The following is a 15528-nucleotide window of genomic DNA, read 5'->3' as shown; positions in this document are numbered from 1 at the left end:
GATTAGCCCTCCACCTCGGCCACAAATTGGTGATCCACCACGGCAAAGCGAACGCGCGCAATCGGCTCACCCGCCGCAACTCGCTGTAACAGCTGCAAGGAGACCGGCGGTAACAAGGCACCGTCGATCACCGATTCCAGCATCCGCGCTCCGTTTTCACTGCGATTAGCGCGGCGTAAGATCTCCTCGGCAACGGATGGCTCCACCGTCACCTCAGCACCGAAGCGCTCGTTGAGCAAGGTGACCAGTCGCTTGAGCTTGCCGCCGACAATTTGCACCATGGTGTCATGACCCAGTGGCAAATAGGGGATCACTTCCATCCGCGCTAATAGCGCCGGTTTGAAAAACGCCGCCAACTCTGGGTAGAGCGCATCCTGCAGTTCATCGGGTTGCTGGGCATAATCGACGATGGTCTGGAAACCCAAGTTCGAGGTCAGGAAAAACACCACGTTCTTACAATCGATGACACGGCCTTCACCATCGGCCAGTTCACCCTTGTCAAACGCCTGATAGAAGAGGTTGAGCACATCGGGGTGGGCTTTCTCCACTTCATCGAGCAACACCACAGAGTAAGGTTTCTGGCGGATGGCCTCGGTTAACACGCCGCCCTCACCAAATCCCACGTAACCGGGAGGAGATCCAATCAGGCGCGACACCGTGTGCTTCTCTTGGTATTCGGACATGTTGATGGTGGTAAGGTATTGGCGCCCACCAAACATCAGATCGGCAATTTGCAGCACGGTTTCAGTCTTACCAACCCCGCTTGGCCCCACCAATAAAAAGGCACCAAGGGGCCGGCCAGGCCGACGCAGGTCAGCACGCGCAGTCAATAGATGCTTGTGCAAATGAGACACCGCCACCTCTTGACCCTTAATAAGCTCGCCCAGGTACTCTGGCAGGCGGGTCACTACGTCGAGCTCCCCTTGCGAGATGCGGTTGAGCGGCACCCCTGTCCATTCGGCGATCACCGCCGCAATCTGGGTTTTATCCACATGGGCCGACACCAGCACTTCATCTTGCTGCAGGGCGGCCAACTCCTCCTCAAGCCCTGCCAAGGTGGCAGCGGCTGCTTTCAGATCGAGCGGTGCGCCGATCAGTGCAGGCGCATCAGATGGCGCGCCTTGGCCTCGGTCATCGGCCAGCAAGGCAGCACGCAGCTCAACAATCTGATGCACTAACTTTTGTTGCTGCTGCCACTGCGCTTCTTGATCTTGCAGTTCTGCTTGGCACGTCTGTTGGTCCGCTTGGAGTTGAGCTAACCGTTCGCTGTTATCACCCAGTCCAATCAGGGTTTGGCGCTCTAGCTGGCGGATCTCCAGATCGCGCTGACGCAGGGCGTTTTGCAGATAGCTGACGCGGCGGGGGGGGGTTGTTAGATTAATGGCGACCCGAGCACAGGCAGTATCGAGCACATCGATGGCTTTATCAGGCAGCTGGCGACCAGAAATGTAGCGCGCAGAGAGCTGGGCGGCGGCGTGCAGCGCCTCTTCATCGATCAACACGCCATGGGCTTTTTCATAGATGCTGCGCAGACCCCGCAGGATCACGGTCGCCTCTTCAGCGTTAGGCTCACCCACTTTAACCAGTTGGAAGCGACGGGACAGGGCCGCGTCTTTCTCGACATACTTTTTGTACTCGCTCCAGGTGGTCGCGGCGATGGTGCGCAGCTCACCACGGGCCAGTGCCGGCTTGATCAGGTTAGAGACATCCAGCCCACCCGCCTGATTGCCTGCCCCAATCAAGGTGTGTGCCTCATCAATGAATAAGATCACGGGATTGACCGCGTCTTTCACTTCTTGCATCACCCCTTTAAAGCGCTTTTCAAACTCTCCCTTGACCGATGCCCCAGCCTGCATCGCGCCCAGATCCAAGGTCATCAGATCCACACCACGCAGTTTTTCTGGCACTTGGCCCGCCACAATCCGCAGGGCCAGACCTTCAATCAGCGCACTCTTACCGACTCCGGCCTCACCCACCACGATGGGGTTATTCTTGCGACGACGAGAGAGAATATCGATCATCAAGTCAATCTCGTGATCTCGGCACAATACCGGATCAAGGCGACCTTGGCGGGCCTGCTCGGTGACATTGACGGTAAAACGCGCCAGCAAGCTGGCATCAGCAGGCAGCGCCGCTTGTGTCGCTACGCCACTGGCAGAAACAGTCACTTGAGTCTCCGCAGACTCCTTGACCCACTCATCAAACTGCTGGCGCAGCAGCTCACGGTTAACATTGGCGAGCAGCCGAGTGACGGAGGTAGGCAAGTAACGCTGAGGGGTCATTAATAGCACCAGCAGCATGACACCGCTGCGCAGCTGGGCATGTTGTAGCTCAGCCGAGGCCAACAACCAGCTGTCTTGCAGCCACTCCACCAACAGCGGGGAGAAAGAGGGATAGCCTTGGCCATAACCGCTATCAGCCGCAGCCGGCTGCAACAGGGTCTTGAGCTCATCCAACTCAACGTCAGCACGCTTGAGGATCACTCGGACATCCGAGAGCGGGGTATCGAGCATTTTGAGCAGCAGATGCTCAATACGGATCTCGGCCCCCTGATGGTTGACGCAAAGGGCGGCCGCCTCTTCCAACATATGGCGGCAAATGGGGTTTAGTCTTTCCACCAGAACCGGCAGTTCAATACGAATCACGGAACGCTCTCCTTGCTATTGTAATAATTCGCCCAGTTGACGTACCACGTCCTGGGTCTGGTTGCTGAGTTGATGGTGATAGAGGCCGAAAATCGCCGAGAGGATCACCATCCCCCCGATGATGACGCTGCGCAAAGAGAGTTGCTTTCGCAGCTGATAGCGAGAAGCCTGACGACCAAGATCAAGATGAAATACGCTAGGGGCATCGCCGCCAACGTCAGATAACAGCAGCTTGTGCAACTGTTTGACGATCCGCTCAAACTCATCGCGCCCTTGGGTGATCACCTTGTAACGCCCTTCAAAACCAAGGCATAAGCACAGATAGATAAACTCCAAAATATCGCGATAACGCTTGGGGTCCTCTTGCAGACGGGCAAGCAGCACAAACACTTTTTCGCCGCCCCATGTCTCATTGTGGAATCGCGCCAGCAGTGAGTGCTGTGACCATTGGCTTTGGCTGCCCCACTGACGGCCCATCACCGCTTCATCAATAAAGGTGCAGAGGATGTAACGAAACGAGAGGAGTACCCCGTTTTCATAGCCTTGGCTTAGCAGCTCTTGCTCGATAGCTTGGATCTCATTGACAACACGGCCATAGAGCGCATCAACCCGATCATATTGCTCCAACTGACGAACCCGTTGCACTAAGCCCAGCAATGGCGTCACCGCATCGATCATCGGGTTAATACTTTGACCCCGTAGTCGAAACCAGTAATCGGAATCCATGTCCATCAAGGTTGCGCCAGCAAACAGATGCTGCTCAACCACAGCCTGACTCAGTTGATCGGAATTATCTGACTTAAATGCGTCAGAATTATCCGATGGTAATACGTCAGAATTATCTGAATTTGCCAGTTTAGTATTTACAACCGGCATTTCATCATTGTTCATTTTTATGCTACCCGTGCTAACTTGGCGATGCGCAATATGTACCACATCTTACCATCAAATGGCTCCCTAATATAAAGTAGATATTCTATTGTTATGAGTCCTCGTCCCTAGCCAGTACGCTATCGCCACCACCAAAAAAGAATCTATCTTTATGATTTTTATTAATAAAAAATAAAAGCATTGGGCCATAAAATCGCACGTAACAGCCACCCATCTTGCCACCTAACGCTAAAACCAGAACCTCACTTCCTAATTGAATATATTTGTTGTCATGATTTAAAAATAAATAAATCAATATAGATAGTTCCTCAGCAACATGGCTCATCGTCTTTGCCTAAATATTAATAATGGCTTGCCGTCATAATTGTTTAACAGGCGCTGAGCTCGCCCCTTGACATCGCTCACTCAAGCGGCGAGTCAATGGGCCTTGTTTGCTGCATCGGTCAGCAAAGCCTGATTTAGTACCTATCCCAGTCAGCGTGATTGGTCCACTTAGAACCTATCTCTGTAGGCGTTATTGGCGCGGCGCCCTCTTTAATACTCACAGGAGCGGGCTCACATCGCGCACAGAATCCGCAGCCTATCGTAGTGCGTGAGGATTTCGAGCACGACAGGGCCAAGATAGTTAGCTAAATAGCCTAATGGGATAAGTGCTGAGTGCCCCAGATCCGTTCATCCTCTCATGCCACAACCCGACCGATTTGTTCAATCAAGCCCATCCAATAGCCCGTAGCGACTTTTTGTGGCGGGTCTGCAACAATGACCGCAACGCCTGATAAGCGCTCAACATCCATCGTGAGCTGCCGAGTTCAACATCAGCAGTGATGCTACCGAGCGCAACATCAGCACTTGACCAAGGCGTCAGATGCCAACAGACCGATCTTAAAAAGGAGACTCTATGACCGCTCCCTCCCTGTTAGCCCCCACTATCGCCCGCGATGTGCTGGATCACGCACTGCGCCTAGGGGCCGATTTTGCCGAGCTGTTTGTCGAGCGCAAACGTCGCAGCCAGCTTAGCTTGCTCTCCCGCCAGATTGAGAACATCAGCGGCGGCCTCGATTTTGGCATCGGCGTGCGCTTGTGTTACGGCCATAAGGTGCTGTATGGCTACACCAATCTGACCGACCGTGATGAGCTGCTGCGCATCGTCACCCTGCTAGCGGCCAAAGATCGACGCGATCCAGTGGTCACGGCCACCGCCTTTGATTTCACCCGCATCACAGATCGCCACCCCGTCCCCTTGCCGCTCTCGGCAGACAAGCAGCTAGAGGCCAAAATTGCCTATCTGCACGCCATGGACGCGGCCGCCCGCAGCGAGAGCGACCGGGTCAGCCAGTTCTCGGGCAATGTGCTGGGCTGGGAGCAGGAGGTGGAGATCTTCAACAGCGAAGGACTATGGCTTGGCGATCGCCGCCACTATAACCGGATCATGGCCCAGACCATCGCCGCCCTTGGCAGCGAGCAGAGCGTGGGCTATGAGGCTCCCGGTGCCCTGATGGGCTGGGAACATGCCGAACGCATCGACCCCCGTGAGCTAGCGCTCACGGCCACCCGGCAAGCCTTGGTAAAACTGGGGGCAGCACCCTGCCCAAGCGGCACCTTGCCCGTCATCATGGAGAACGGCTTTGGCGGGGTGATCTTCCACGAGGCCTGCGGTCACCTGCTAGAAACCACCTCAGTCGCGAAAAAGGCCTCGGTCTTTCACGACAAAATGGGCCAGCCCATTGCTAATCCGGCCGTCAGTGCGGTGGATGAGGGATTGCAGGGCAATGCTTGGGGCTCGATCAACGTCGATGACGAAGGGATGGCAACCCAGCGCACCCAACTGATTAAGGATGGCGTGCTGACCGGTTTTCTGGCCGACCGGATGGGCGCGCTCAAGACCGGCCATCCGCGCACCGGATCGGGGCGGCGCGAATCCTACAAATACGCCCCTACCTCACGGATGCGCAACACCTACATCGAGCCGGGCCAGCACAGCCTCGATGAGATGCTGGCTAGCGTTAAACACGGGATCTACGCCAAAAAAATGGGCGGCGGCTCGGTGCAACCGGGCACCGGCGAGTTCAACTTTAACGTGCAAGAGGCCTACCTCATCGAGCACGGCAAAATCACTCGGCCCCTAAAATCCGCCACCCTGATCGGCACCGGCCCGCAAGTGCTTAAGGAAATTTCGATGGTAGGCAACAATTTGGCTCTGGCCGCAGGCATGTGCGGCTCGGTATCGGGCTCGGTGCCCACCTCAGTGGGCCAACCGGCCCTGAAAGTAGACCATATTCTGGTGGGAGGGAACGCCTGATGAACTCACGTGACATGCAGCCACTGCTGACCCGCCTGCTCGATAAAGTGGCCGATATCAACGCCGACGCCGACCTTATCGCCAATCAAGACCGCGCCTTCTCCCTCAAAGCCGATAAGGGCGAGCTTGGTGAATACAAGGTGACCAGCAGCCAGCAGATCGGCATTCGCTTGATCAAAGAGGGCCGAGTCGGCATCGCCTACTCCGAGTCTCTCGACCAAACCGCACTCGATGCCATGCTGCAAGACGCGCAAGATGCCTGCCGCTTCGCCAAGGTCGACCCCGATCAGCGTATCTCGGTGGCCGCCAGCCAGCTCACCACCGACGACCCCGCGATCAACCAACCCGACCACACCGCAGTAGAAGATAAAATCGCCCTAGCCCTGCGCCTTGAAGCGGATATGTTGGCCCTGCCCGAGGTGACCGGTGCCCCCTATAACGGCTTTGTGGAAGGGCACAGCGAGCTTTGGCTGGCCAACAGCCAAGGCACCTGTTGCCAACACCGCGAATTTAGCGTCAGTTGTTACAGCTCTGCTCTGATCGAGCGCGGCGGCCGCCAGTCGATGCACTCACAGGGCCAATATGGCCGCCGTTTCGACGAACTCGATAGCCACAGTCTGACGCAGCAGATCTACGCCGTGGCCGACGGCCTGCTGGCGGGGGAACCACTGCCCAGTGGCCGCTACAGCGTGATCTTCAGCCCTAATACCTTGGCCAGCCTGATTGGCTGCTTTCAGGCGGCGCTGTCGGGTAAATGGGCCCAGCAAGGGATCAACCCTTGGCGCGACAAGCTTGGCCAGCCAGTGGCCTCGCGCTGGTTGACCCTCGCCAGTCGAGTCGCTATGCCGGGGGGGATGCGGATCAAAGCCTTCGATGGCGAAGGAGCGGCGACCCGTGACCTGCAACTGATTGAGGCCGGCGAACTGAAGACCTTGCTGCACAACAGCGCCACCGCCCGCCATTTTGGCGTGACCAGTAACGGCGCGGCAGCCCGCAGCGCCCGCGGCGCCCTGGATGTCAGCGCCCGCCATCTGGTGATAAGCGCAGGCCCCCACCGCGAGGCCGAGGTGAAAAGTGGCGAGTATCTGGAACTGCTCAAGCTCGATGGCCTGCATTCAGGGGCCGATGCGGTGAGCGGCGATTTCTCATTTGGCGCATCAGGCTTTCTGTGCCGCGATGGGGAACGTCGCCAGCCGGTGCGTGGCATCACGGTGGCAGGTAATTTCTACCGTCTGCTCGGCGAGCTAGAAGCGGTCGGTGGCACCCTCCATCACAACGATGGTAAGGGATGCTACGCCCCGCTGATCCGCTTTGCCGGTCTCGCTATCGCTGGCAAATAACCTGATGACCCCGCCCTATGCCAGCCGGCAAGGGGCGGGGCTATCTTGGACCCATTCACGCCGCCTCTCTCACCTGCTTTCTCGCCATCACAGACCTGCAGCGTTGGTATACAGAAACGACACCCTGATCACTGTTTCACCGCAGTAAGATTGTGGTTCTCTGCGTGCCCTCGTACTATCTGCTGCCATTTTTCGTTGCCTACCATTGCGCAGCATACGGCGGATCGGCTGCATCAAGCCCTGATCCATTGACTCCTAGTGGATAGCTCCTTATGACAACCACGAGATACGCCTTGGCACTGGCTACAGTGCTTGTTTCCTCCTACTCATTTGCCTCAATCGACGGCGATGGTTGCAGTTTTTGGCATGCAGACTGCCCATTGCCAGCCTATCCGTTGTTTCTTTCCGACAACGACACTAAGAGCAATTTACTGATGCTACTGGCTGACAAGCAGCGCCTCGCCCTCCCTTTTATGCTGCCAGCCGATCCCGTCAACCAACGTGATAGAGAGATCTTCTCGCTGCAACGTCTACCACTTCCAGACGAGGTGGAGAGCCCAGAGCTGCGTGAACAACTGGTGACTCGACTGACCACCTATGACCCCTCGCTGCCAGCCCTGCTAGCACACTATGCAGGCCGTGACTCGCTGTATGGACGAGCTATCTCCAACTCGCTGCAATCAGTCGGTCGATTTCTCGATGCCCTAGAGCAAAGTGATGTGGCAGCTGCCGAACGCGCACAGCTGCTCACAACCCGTTTACAGATCCTTGGCCAACAGGAAGATAGCCCCCAGCCTGTTGAAGTCACGATGAGCGAACCTGCCAAGGAGTGGCAGGCTTATCTGGATGCGGTTCGCCAGTTCTACGACGGCCATTTTTCCGAGGCGTTGGCTGGCTTTATGGCTCTGCAAAAAGCAAAAGCACCATGGGTTGCCGAAACCGTAAACTATATGGTGATGCGAACATACCTTAATGCCGCAATGAAAGAGGCGCAGGACGAGTATGGGGGCGTTGATTTAACTAAGAGCGATCACGCGGCGCTAAAACAGGCCATGATGCAGGGACAAGCCTATCTCGCGGCCTATCCGCAGGGCCGTTACGCCAGTTCAACCAAGGGGATGTTCAGACGCATTATCTGGATGTCAGGTGATCAGGCTAGATTGCGCGATAGCTATAGCGAGGCGATTGCCGCAGACCACTCCCTGCCGGAGCTGGAGGCGCTGGTTAACGAAATCGATCTCGCTTTGCTAAGCGCTGACGCCTATCGCAATGAACTCGCCTACCAAGATAATACCCAGCCTGAGCTGCTGTTTATCAATGCCCTGCGTGGCCTTAGAACCAACGGTAACCAGCAACCCTACTGGAGTGACGAGCAACTCGATGCCGCCATCAAACAGCTGCAAGCGGTGGGGAACAAAGAAGAGGCTACTTACCTGCAAGCTTATCTATTGCTGCAAAAACAACAGTTTGACGCGGTGCTGGCCCTGTTGCCCGCAACCGAAGGACAACACACCTCAACCCTGGCGTTCAGCCGGCAGCTGCTGCGTATCTGGGCGCTGCAAGGCAGCAAAGCGTTTGAGCAAGCAGAACAGGCCCTGATGACGCTAATCGCAGCACCACTTCCCCAAGTACAACAGGCATTTGTGGAGAATATGCTGGCAGATCAGTGGGTCGCTACTGGCAAAACGGCGGCTATTTTCGACAAGGGCAGCCCTGTCACTCAGCTGCGGATCCGCAGCGTCGTGCTAAAACAGTCGGCCGATCCTGCCTTGCTTCGTCACCAAGCCCAGCAGGCAACAAGCAGCGCAGAACGGCAGATCGCCCTGCATACCCTGCTGGTGAGAGACCTGATTGCCGAGGATTATCCAACCTTCCTAAAAGACGTCACGCTCATTCCCGCCGATTACAAGGAGCTGACCCCACCCAAGGATGCACCATGGCAACCGCTACCCAACGAAGATGTGCGGCTGTCCGCATTCCAGTGGCGAGGTGATAGCACGCCGCAAGGCTATTACTGCCAAGACCTAACCACCACGCTCGGCACACTGGTACAACGCCCCGAGGATGGACATGCCCTCAACTGCCTAGGGGAGTATCTACGTAACAAGGAGCCTAATATCAACTTGTGGCAAGGAAAAGAGCGAGTATGGGGATTGCCAGAGCCCAAGTCCGCTACCGCGCCAAGCAGGCTCAAGCTCTATCAGGCCGTCATCGCCAACCCGCAAGCCGAGCCCGAAGACAAGAGCTACGCCCTCTATCGAGCCATTAACTGCTACGCACCATCAGGCTACAACGGGTGTGACCAGCAAGAGATCCCCAAGAACACCCGGCAAGCTTGGTTCAACACGCTCAAACAGCGTTATGGCAACTCGGTATGGGCCAAGTCCCTCAAATATTTCTGGTAAGCGATGCCGCGCTCCCGCTTGCTAAGCCTGCTGCCACTGCTGTTATCGACCCTTGCAGCGCCCCTGCGGGCAAGTGTCGATGCCAGCAACTACCACGCCTTCTGGCTGTGGTCTGCCACCCGATATCAGCCGGTAGTGGCACAGGCAAGCACCCTCTATCTGCATCAGGGGGAAATATTGAACAGACCGTCCGGTCCGCGCTTTATCAAGCTGGGGGGGCGCCAGCACCACGTCAGACCGAGCAACTCTGGCTGGTAGTGAGAGTCAATGCGCTGCCGCTCTCTGCCGACCACGAGAAGTTGCTGGCCAAGCTCTATCGCCAGTGGCGCAAGGCTGGCGCCAAGGTAACGGGTATTCAGATCGACTTTGATGCAGCCACCCGCCAACTGGATCGTTACGCCAGCGCGTTGCGGCAGTTGCGACAAGCACTGCCGGCAGAGTGCAAGCTCAGTGTGACGGGCCTGCTCGACTGGGCCAAGACGGGGAATGTGGCGCAGCTCAACACCCTCCCCGTCGATGAGATAGTGATCCAGACCTACCAAGGTAAACAAACGGTTCCGGGCTACGCCGCCTACCTACCAGCCATGATGCAGCTCACCCTCCCCTTCAAAATCGGTCTGGTGCAGGGTGGAGAATGGGAGCCATGGTGGCAGACCAAGCTGGCCGCCTCCCCCCACTATCGGGGAGAAGTGGTGTTCTTACTCAATCGCTAGTCCCAGCTCCACTTATCCCACCTAATCCGGTCATACCACTTCCACTAGCGCCGATCAGGGCGTCGAGGCCTTGAGCCAGCGTGTGGCACGGGAACACCCATGCCACAAAAGGTGAGGACCCCACATTTTTCATAGGTGTCAGAAAAATCTGAATTTTATCCATATGAGGTGGCTAGCGTGGCTCCGTCTGTTGCCTATGGCACAATGACCTTTTACCGAGTCGCAAGGAAAGAGCAGCGGCATGAAGGTGCTTAGGAAAGAGGTGGATATTCATATTCCAGACCTCAGGGTCATAATCCGGATAACGGATGGCGGGATAGCATTCTTTGGCGAGCGGGTGAATATCAGAAGCCCAGCCATGGGCGATTTTTACCTCGACCAAGACAATTGGATTATCACGCCAGACCCACAAGGTGGCATAGCACTGCATTCGGCGGATGCGGTGACCCGTTTTTACAGGGAAAACCGTGCGGTCAATAACGTCTGTAAATTGGCACTCGTGAGGAGTAACGATGACCAGAAAAGCCGCCACAGTAGGGGACATGGGCACCGACCATGATGGATTCCCACCGACCCCCATCATTGCAGGTTCGCAAGATATCTTTATCGACCACAAGCCTGCGGCCAGAGTGGGGGATCCGCTAGCTCCCCATGCGAAGCCGGGCAGCCCGCCCCATGACCGAGTGATAACGACAGGCTCAAAAACCGTGTTTTTTAATGGCAAACCTGCCGCACTAACAGGAAGTGAAGTGGGATGTGGCGGCGTGATTATCGGCAGCAGTTCGGTGATGATTGGCGACATAGTCCCACCGATGAGTGCGCCATTAAATATATCGGGTTTGTTTGATGGACACTTCTGCCTTCTGGATGGCGAGACCGGTGCTCCATTTCAACATTTTGCTTATGGAATGACGTCTACTAAAGGGCTAGTTGAAGGCGTTATTGATGCAAATGGCAACACCTCAAAGGTAAAAGGTGAGGCAGAGGAAAATCTGACGCTTGATTATGTTTTTCAAACAAGAATAGGACTTCGATAATGACTGTTGCCAGCACGCAATTATCGCCAAACACAAATACTAAGGGACAAGACGTTAAAGTGGATATTTTCCACCTGGACCAAATTCCTGATGCAATGGAAAAAATGGGCTGGAAAGTAGCACCCCAGCTCATGCGTCATTGGTTTAGCATTACCCCTGCATATAAATTCACAACGGAATTAAAGGTTAAATTAATTACCGGTAATGCAATGGATATTCCAGAAGAGTTAATTAACGACAATGTCGTTAAAATGGCATGGGCAATACCATATATTAAAGATGAATTGCAAGAGAGAATGAAAACATGGAACTCTGCCGCTGGTATCGAACGCCTAGTAAAAAGGCTTAAACAGGCAGGTTATTCCCCTAGTTTGTATGTACCACTAGGAATGAGTGACAGTGCCAGGGTACTGGATGCAACCGCGCAGGTGAACACGATAAAGGTTGGTGGATTACTGGATAGAATTGATGATTGGTATGGTGCAATGGGTAATGCAAGCTTGAATTTTGCAGTAAGTGGTTATTCTGGAACTCAGAATGAACGACCAGCCTTCTTTGTCAAACGGATTGGCATATACCTCAAAGATACATACGATTTTGTGGATGACCGAAAATATATATCCGAACCTTTAGGAATATGGAGCAAGCAACGTGTGCTAACGAAGGCTGAAAGTGCTGTGTATCTTTCTTCTTATAGCTCTGGTTTGTTTGGAAAATTAGCGCGTAACTGGAGTGGATTTGTTCCAATCTATAATAGTGATTTTCGTGACTGGCAAGAAAAGCATAACTCAGGTAGGGATTTTATTGTGTTTTCAGATGTACTTTGGTTAAATCCACTTCCTCATCAACAGGTAATTTATTTATGAAGAAATTAGCAAAAATTGTATTTGTACTGTTTGCTGTATATTGGTTATTACTTGCTCATGTTTCATTAAATTTCTTAGACGTCTCCCCTCCTATTAGTCGACTATCAGAGGATGGTAAATATAAAGTCATTCTAAACGATATGCACCCCGTTAATCCTATAGGCTTATACTGTCTTTTAACTACGGACTGGGCACCAAAGTATTTTGTTTTGTTGGATGCCGATGATAATTATATAGGGCAATCTTCACCGTTTGCGTGCTATTGGCCATGGGGTAGTGCAGTTTTAATCTTCCCGGGAGAAGCCGTTACACTTGATAAAAACAGCTTCCTTGTACTTGATGATGAGTATGATGGTGAATTTAATATTAGTATCGAGAGCAAGCGTTGGTGGAGTTGGCTATTCAGCATTTTTTACTAAAAGTGAAGTGCGGGATAAATTCCATAAAATATTTTTATAAAATCATAAATAATAATTTTTGCACACATTACTGTGTCACTAAGATAATCTTTCCAAATTTTTACCATATTAAAAATCAACTTAACTGACTATTTAAAAAATGAAACGGATTTGTCCCTGTATTCGACAGTAATTTTAGAGATTGGCAAGATAAACATAATAGTGGTGGTGATTTTATTATTTTTCTGATGTTATGTGGCTTTACCCCACGGCAGGAAAAAAGATTGTATTCTTATGAGAAAAAATATCTCCTATATTTTAATACTAGTGTCGGCAATATCACTTATATTGTGGGTGCTTTTGGGGCATGTTTTATATAAAGATATTAAGAATGACTATGCAATAAAATCCCGCGATGGCTATTTCACGGCTTACATAAACCATATTAAACCTTTCAATCCCATCGGCGTGTATTGCCAAATAACCTCAGATACCCCAGCATTCATCTCTCTTTATGACAAAGAGGGACGGTATTTAGGGCAATCATCCCCTTTTACCTGTATCAGTGCTTATGAAATAGCAAACGTGTTATTTCCACGAGATGGCAAGCTACCTCACGAAGCTCCTTCCCCCGAGGACTCGCTATTTGGTGCAGCTATGGGGGAACATGAAAAGGATATGGAAATTGACATCAATAATAAACGTTGGTGGAGTATAATACTGACCCCATTCTCCTGACACTAAAATTAAAATACTCTCCTTCTAACACAAGGGAGAGCTTTTATTTTTCTTTCAATTATATTTTGGTTAACTTAGCGTTCTCATCAGCGGGTGATTTACTTATGACGATACTAGCTAAATTTCTCGCTGCCTTATGTGTTGTTTATTGGTTGCTACTTGCCCATGTTTCATTGGGTTTTTTAGATGAAACACCCCCGTTTAGCCAGGTCTCAAAAGATGGGAGGTATAAGGTGGTTTTTGAGTCGGTGTATCCAGTCAATCCCATAGGTTTATACTGTCTTCTATCTGAAGATTGGGAGCCCATATATTTTTCGCTATATGATTCCAAAAGCGGATACATAGGTCAGTCTTCGCCGTTTTCATGTTATGGCGCATGGCGAGGCATTAATTATCGATTCCCAGGGGAAAAGTTTTCATTGGATGAACATAGCTTTGTTGTGTTTGACGATGAATATGATGGAGAGCTTAATATCAGCACGAAAAATAGAAAATGGTGGAGTTGGTGGTTCAGCATTTTTCACTGAATGAGCTCATCTCAGAATTCGGAAATTAAAGCATGGGTAATCCAACCATTTTTAGCATGAAATCTGGAACACCCATCTTTCTAGGTTAAAAGGTGACCGGATGGTCACCTTTTTTCTAGAAAAACAACATGAGCTTTTTTATTTTCAAGATAAAATTTCACTATATCTCTACCATCTATATATTTGGTCACATCTAAGGGTTCTTCAATGACATTATCAATATATAGTTTAACATCAGAAGGAGTCTCCTCTACAACTCGATTAATATAATATGTAAGCACATCATGCTCGATATTCCAATATGCCGCAGATGAAAAAAACATAAAAACATCTATAGGTAAATCTGTCGCGATAGTTAAGTTTTTTGCGAGTGCATATTTCTCTATCAATTCTGAAAACAAAATAAAACGGTCATCATGTTTTACGAAGCTTAATATAAGATACATTTCGTACCTTGATACTTGAGCCCTTATCAAATCAATATAGATTCCTTTGTCATCAATTGCAGTAGATGAATGCACATAATCAACAAGATGGATAAAATGTCGTAAAGGAATTTCAAATAAATAGCCCATTTCATCTAAAAAATCTATGTAAGCTACGTTATTATGATTTTCAACATCCTTATAAGTAGAATAAAAACCACCTGAACTTATATTTTTGTTAAATAAATCCACCATATTTTTTACGGCTTTTTTCCCTCCTGTAATATCACCACCTGCTGATGAGTTTAATTCGCTTACGGCAATCGAATAATAATTTAACAACTGAAAAAAGTGGTTTCAAACATTTGCCTTTTCATAGCAAATGTTTGAAGTCTAAACTGTTCAGACTGTACTTCCATTTCACTTTTTGCTATTCCGAGTTGTTGCGATTGTTGAAAAATAGATATTAAAACACCAGCAAATGCAAATCCTGAAAATAATGCATTTAAAGGGCCGTAGTAATCTCCAAATGTGCCTAAATCTGCCCCAAAAACAACAATGGAATTATTTTTAACATAATATCCCCAATCTGGGTAATAGAACCAAATAAGTAAAATAAAAATAAAAATAAAAAGCTGAGCTAAAATATTTTTTTTCATATATCTCACATAAAGTAAATCTGGGACATCCACTTTTCTGAGCAAGGCGTAACGTCACCAAATCTCACGCTACCGCCCGTGGAGACAGCCTCCAATATGCTCCCTTGACCCACGCTGGCAGCAACTCATCGCGGTTCAACAGGTTCGGGACGGTCATGGTAAGCCAAACGAAACTGCTGAGGCGAGCATAAAGGGTAACCGTTCACCGAGAGTGGCTTGACAGGAAAAAAGAGACGATCGTCTCTTGATCCGCCTTTGCCTCTTGCATGATCCCGCTCGTGTTGCATCATCACTGGCATGACCAAAAAGCACCCGACACCGGCCGTTAATTCACTCACCCTCGAACAGGCCCACGAGCTGATACATAAGCTGCTGGACCGTATTACCGAGTTGGAGGACCGCCTCAATCAGCACAGTGGCAACTCTTCCAAGCCCCCCTCCAGTGACGGGCCGGGAAGCACGCCATCTGCCCGGCTGCGTCCGGCTTGCGGTAAAAAACGTGGCGCCCAGCCTGGCCATAAAGGCCAGCGGCGGGGACGCCATCCACCCCCTGCCCCCCTGTCCGTGGGCTCTTTCTATCCGCCT

At 51.5% G+C, this 15528-nt stretch carries 16 protein-coding genes and 1 pseudogene; 12 read left to right on the top strand and 5 right to left on the bottom strand.

The genetic code is table 11. From position 1 onward, the window contains the following. Positions 1-2: 2 nt before the first annotated feature. From tssH to CUC53_RS04675, 3 genes are all read right to left on the bottom strand, one after another. A complete protein-coding gene (gene tssH / locus CUC53_RS04685; RefSeq protein WP_100293074.1) occupies positions 3-2645 on the bottom strand; it encodes a type VI secretion system ATPase TssH in 2643 nt (880 codons plus the stop codon). Between the two features lie 15 nt (positions 2646-2660). Further along, the gene (icmH, locus tag CUC53_RS04680; RefSeq protein WP_100293084.1) at positions 2661-3371 is read right to left on the bottom strand and encodes a type IVB secretion system protein IcmH/DotU; all 711 of its coding nucleotides are present in this window, start codon (positions 3369-3371) and stop codon (positions 2661-2663) included. A 256-nt stretch (positions 3372-3627) separates the two neighbouring features. After that, the gene (locus CUC53_RS04675) at positions 3628-3861 is read right to left on the bottom strand and encodes a hypothetical protein (protein WP_100293073.1); all 234 of its coding nucleotides are present in this window, start codon (positions 3859-3861) and stop codon (positions 3628-3630) included. Between the two features lie 573 nt (positions 3862-4434). Between CUC53_RS04675 and CUC53_RS04670 the strand changes: the two genes are divergently transcribed. The 11 genes and pseudogenes from CUC53_RS04670 to CUC53_RS04625 all read left to right on the top strand — a co-directional run bounded on the left by CUC53_RS04670 (position 4435) and on the right by CUC53_RS04625 (position 13859). Continuing rightward, entirely contained in the window at positions 4435-5835 is a 1401-nt protein-coding gene (locus CUC53_RS04670; protein WP_100293072.1) for a TldD/PmbA family protein, read from the top strand. Further along, entirely contained in the window at positions 5835-7175 is a 1341-nt protein-coding gene (locus CUC53_RS04665; RefSeq protein WP_100293071.1) for a TldD/PmbA family protein, read from the top strand. The genes CUC53_RS04670 and CUC53_RS04665 overlap by 1 nt, the downstream gene beginning before the upstream one ends. A gap of 272 nt (positions 7176-7447) precedes the next feature. Continuing rightward, a complete protein-coding gene (locus CUC53_RS04660) occupies positions 7448-9580 on the top strand; it encodes a PA5441 family protein (RefSeq protein WP_157798200.1) in 2133 nt (710 codons plus the stop codon). 3 nt (positions 9581-9583) lie between these two features. Then, positions 9584-9838, top strand: coding sequence for a hypothetical protein (locus tag CUC53_RS19165; protein WP_236757868.1), 255 nt, complete (start codon positions 9584-9586; stop codon positions 9836-9838). Then, positions 9838-10293, top strand: a complete 456-nt coding sequence (locus CUC53_RS19160; RefSeq protein ID WP_236757867.1) for a DUF3142 domain-containing protein — start codon at positions 9838-9840, stop codon at positions 10291-10293. Before CUC53_RS19165 ends, CUC53_RS19160 begins: the two co-directional genes overlap by 1 nt. A 512-nt stretch (positions 10294-10805) precedes the next feature. Further along, positions 10806-11330 carry a type VI secretion system PAAR protein gene (locus tag CUC53_RS04645; protein WP_100293068.1) on the top strand — a complete coding sequence of 175 codons (525 nt, stop codon included), beginning with the start codon at positions 10806-10808 and terminating at the stop codon, positions 11328-11330. Continuing rightward, positions 11330-12196, top strand: a complete 867-nt coding sequence (locus CUC53_RS04640; RefSeq protein ID WP_100293067.1) for a DUF6402 family protein — start codon at positions 11330-11332, stop codon at positions 12194-12196. Before CUC53_RS04645 ends, CUC53_RS04640 begins: the two co-directional genes overlap by 1 nt. Beyond that, complete coding sequence (locus CUC53_RS04635; protein ID WP_100293066.1) at positions 12193-12615, top strand: DUF6201 family protein; 423 nt, start codon at positions 12193-12195, stop codon at positions 12613-12615. Before CUC53_RS04640 ends, CUC53_RS04635 begins: the two co-directional genes overlap by 4 nt. 155 nt (positions 12616-12770) lie before the next feature. Beyond that, a pseudogene (locus CUC53_RS19545) lies at positions 12771-12974 on the top strand (DUF6402 family protein); the annotation flags it as partial. Then, entirely contained in the window at positions 12889-13332 is a 444-nt protein-coding gene (locus tag CUC53_RS04630; RefSeq protein ID WP_100293065.1) for a DUF6201 family protein, read from the top strand. The pseudogene CUC53_RS19545 and the gene CUC53_RS04630, both read left to right, overlap by 86 nt. 104 nt (positions 13333-13436) lie before the next feature. Further along, a complete protein-coding gene (locus tag CUC53_RS04625) occupies positions 13437-13859 on the top strand; it encodes a DUF6201 family protein (protein ID WP_100293064.1) in 423 nt (140 codons plus the stop codon). Positions 13860-13963: 104 nt separating this feature from the next. On the opposite strand, the gene CUC53_RS04620 is transcribed toward CUC53_RS04625, so the two are convergent. Both CUC53_RS04620 and CUC53_RS04615 read right to left on the bottom strand, forming a co-directional pair. After that, the gene (locus CUC53_RS04620) at positions 13964-14626 is read right to left on the bottom strand and encodes a putative phage abortive infection protein (protein WP_157798199.1); all 663 of its coding nucleotides are present in this window, start codon (positions 14624-14626) and stop codon (positions 13964-13966) included. Further along, on the bottom strand, positions 14620-14943 hold the full coding sequence (locus CUC53_RS04615; RefSeq protein WP_100293062.1) for a hypothetical protein: 324 nt from the start codon (positions 14941-14943) through the stop codon (positions 14620-14622). The genes CUC53_RS04620 and CUC53_RS04615 overlap by 7 nt, the downstream gene beginning before the upstream one ends. A gap of 297 nt (positions 14944-15240) precedes the next feature. Here CUC53_RS04615 and CUC53_RS04610 point away from each other — a divergent pair. Next, positions 15241-15528, top strand: a 288-nt coding sequence (locus CUC53_RS04610) for a DUF6444 domain-containing protein (protein ID WP_236757866.1), incomplete at its 3' end; no start/stop codon positions are given.

It is taken from the genome of Aeromonas cavernicola (genome assembly GCF_002795305.1).
Lineage (GTDB): Bacteria > Pseudomonadota > Gammaproteobacteria > Enterobacterales > Aeromonadaceae > Aeromonas > Aeromonas cavernicola.
The sequence above is the reverse complement of the archived record's forward strand: the minus strand, read 5'-3'. Positions and strand labels throughout refer to the sequence as shown.

Coding starts and splice junctions, on each gene's coding strand:
- icmH (WP_100293084.1), bottom strand. CDS start 3,371: ATGGATTCCGATTACTGGTTTCGACTACGGGGTCAAAGTATTAACCCG.
- CUC53_RS04675 (WP_100293073.1), bottom strand. CDS start 3,861: ATGAGCCATGTTGCTGAGGAACTATCTATATTGATTTATTTATTTTTA.
- CUC53_RS04670 (WP_100293072.1), top strand. CDS start 4,435: ATGACCGCTCCCTCCCTGTTAGCCCCCACTATCGCCCGCGATGTGCTG.
- CUC53_RS04665 (WP_100293071.1), top strand. CDS start 5,835: ATGAACTCACGTGACATGCAGCCACTGCTGACCCGCCTGCTCGATAAA.
- CUC53_RS04660 (WP_157798200.1), top strand. CDS start 7,448: ATGACAACCACGAGATACGCCTTGGCACTGGCTACAGTGCTTGTTTCC.
- CUC53_RS19165 (WP_236757868.1), top strand. CDS start 9,584: ATGCCGCGCTCCCGCTTGCTAAGCCTGCTGCCACTGCTGTTATCGACC.
- CUC53_RS04645 (WP_100293068.1), top strand. CDS start 10,806: ATGACCAGAAAAGCCGCCACAGTAGGGGACATGGGCACCGACCATGAT.
- CUC53_RS04640 (WP_100293067.1), top strand. CDS start 11,330: ATGACTGTTGCCAGCACGCAATTATCGCCAAACACAAATACTAAGGGA.
- CUC53_RS04635 (WP_100293066.1), top strand. CDS start 12,193: ATGAAGAAATTAGCAAAAATTGTATTTGTACTGTTTGCTGTATATTGG.
- CUC53_RS04630 (WP_100293065.1), top strand. CDS start 12,889: ATGAGAAAAAATATCTCCTATATTTTAATACTAGTGTCGGCAATATCA.
- CUC53_RS04625 (WP_100293064.1), top strand. CDS start 13,437: ATGACGATACTAGCTAAATTTCTCGCTGCCTTATGTGTTGTTTATTGG.
- CUC53_RS04615 (WP_100293062.1), bottom strand. CDS start 14,943: ATGAAAAAAAATATTTTAGCTCAGCTTTTTATTTTTATTTTTATTTTA.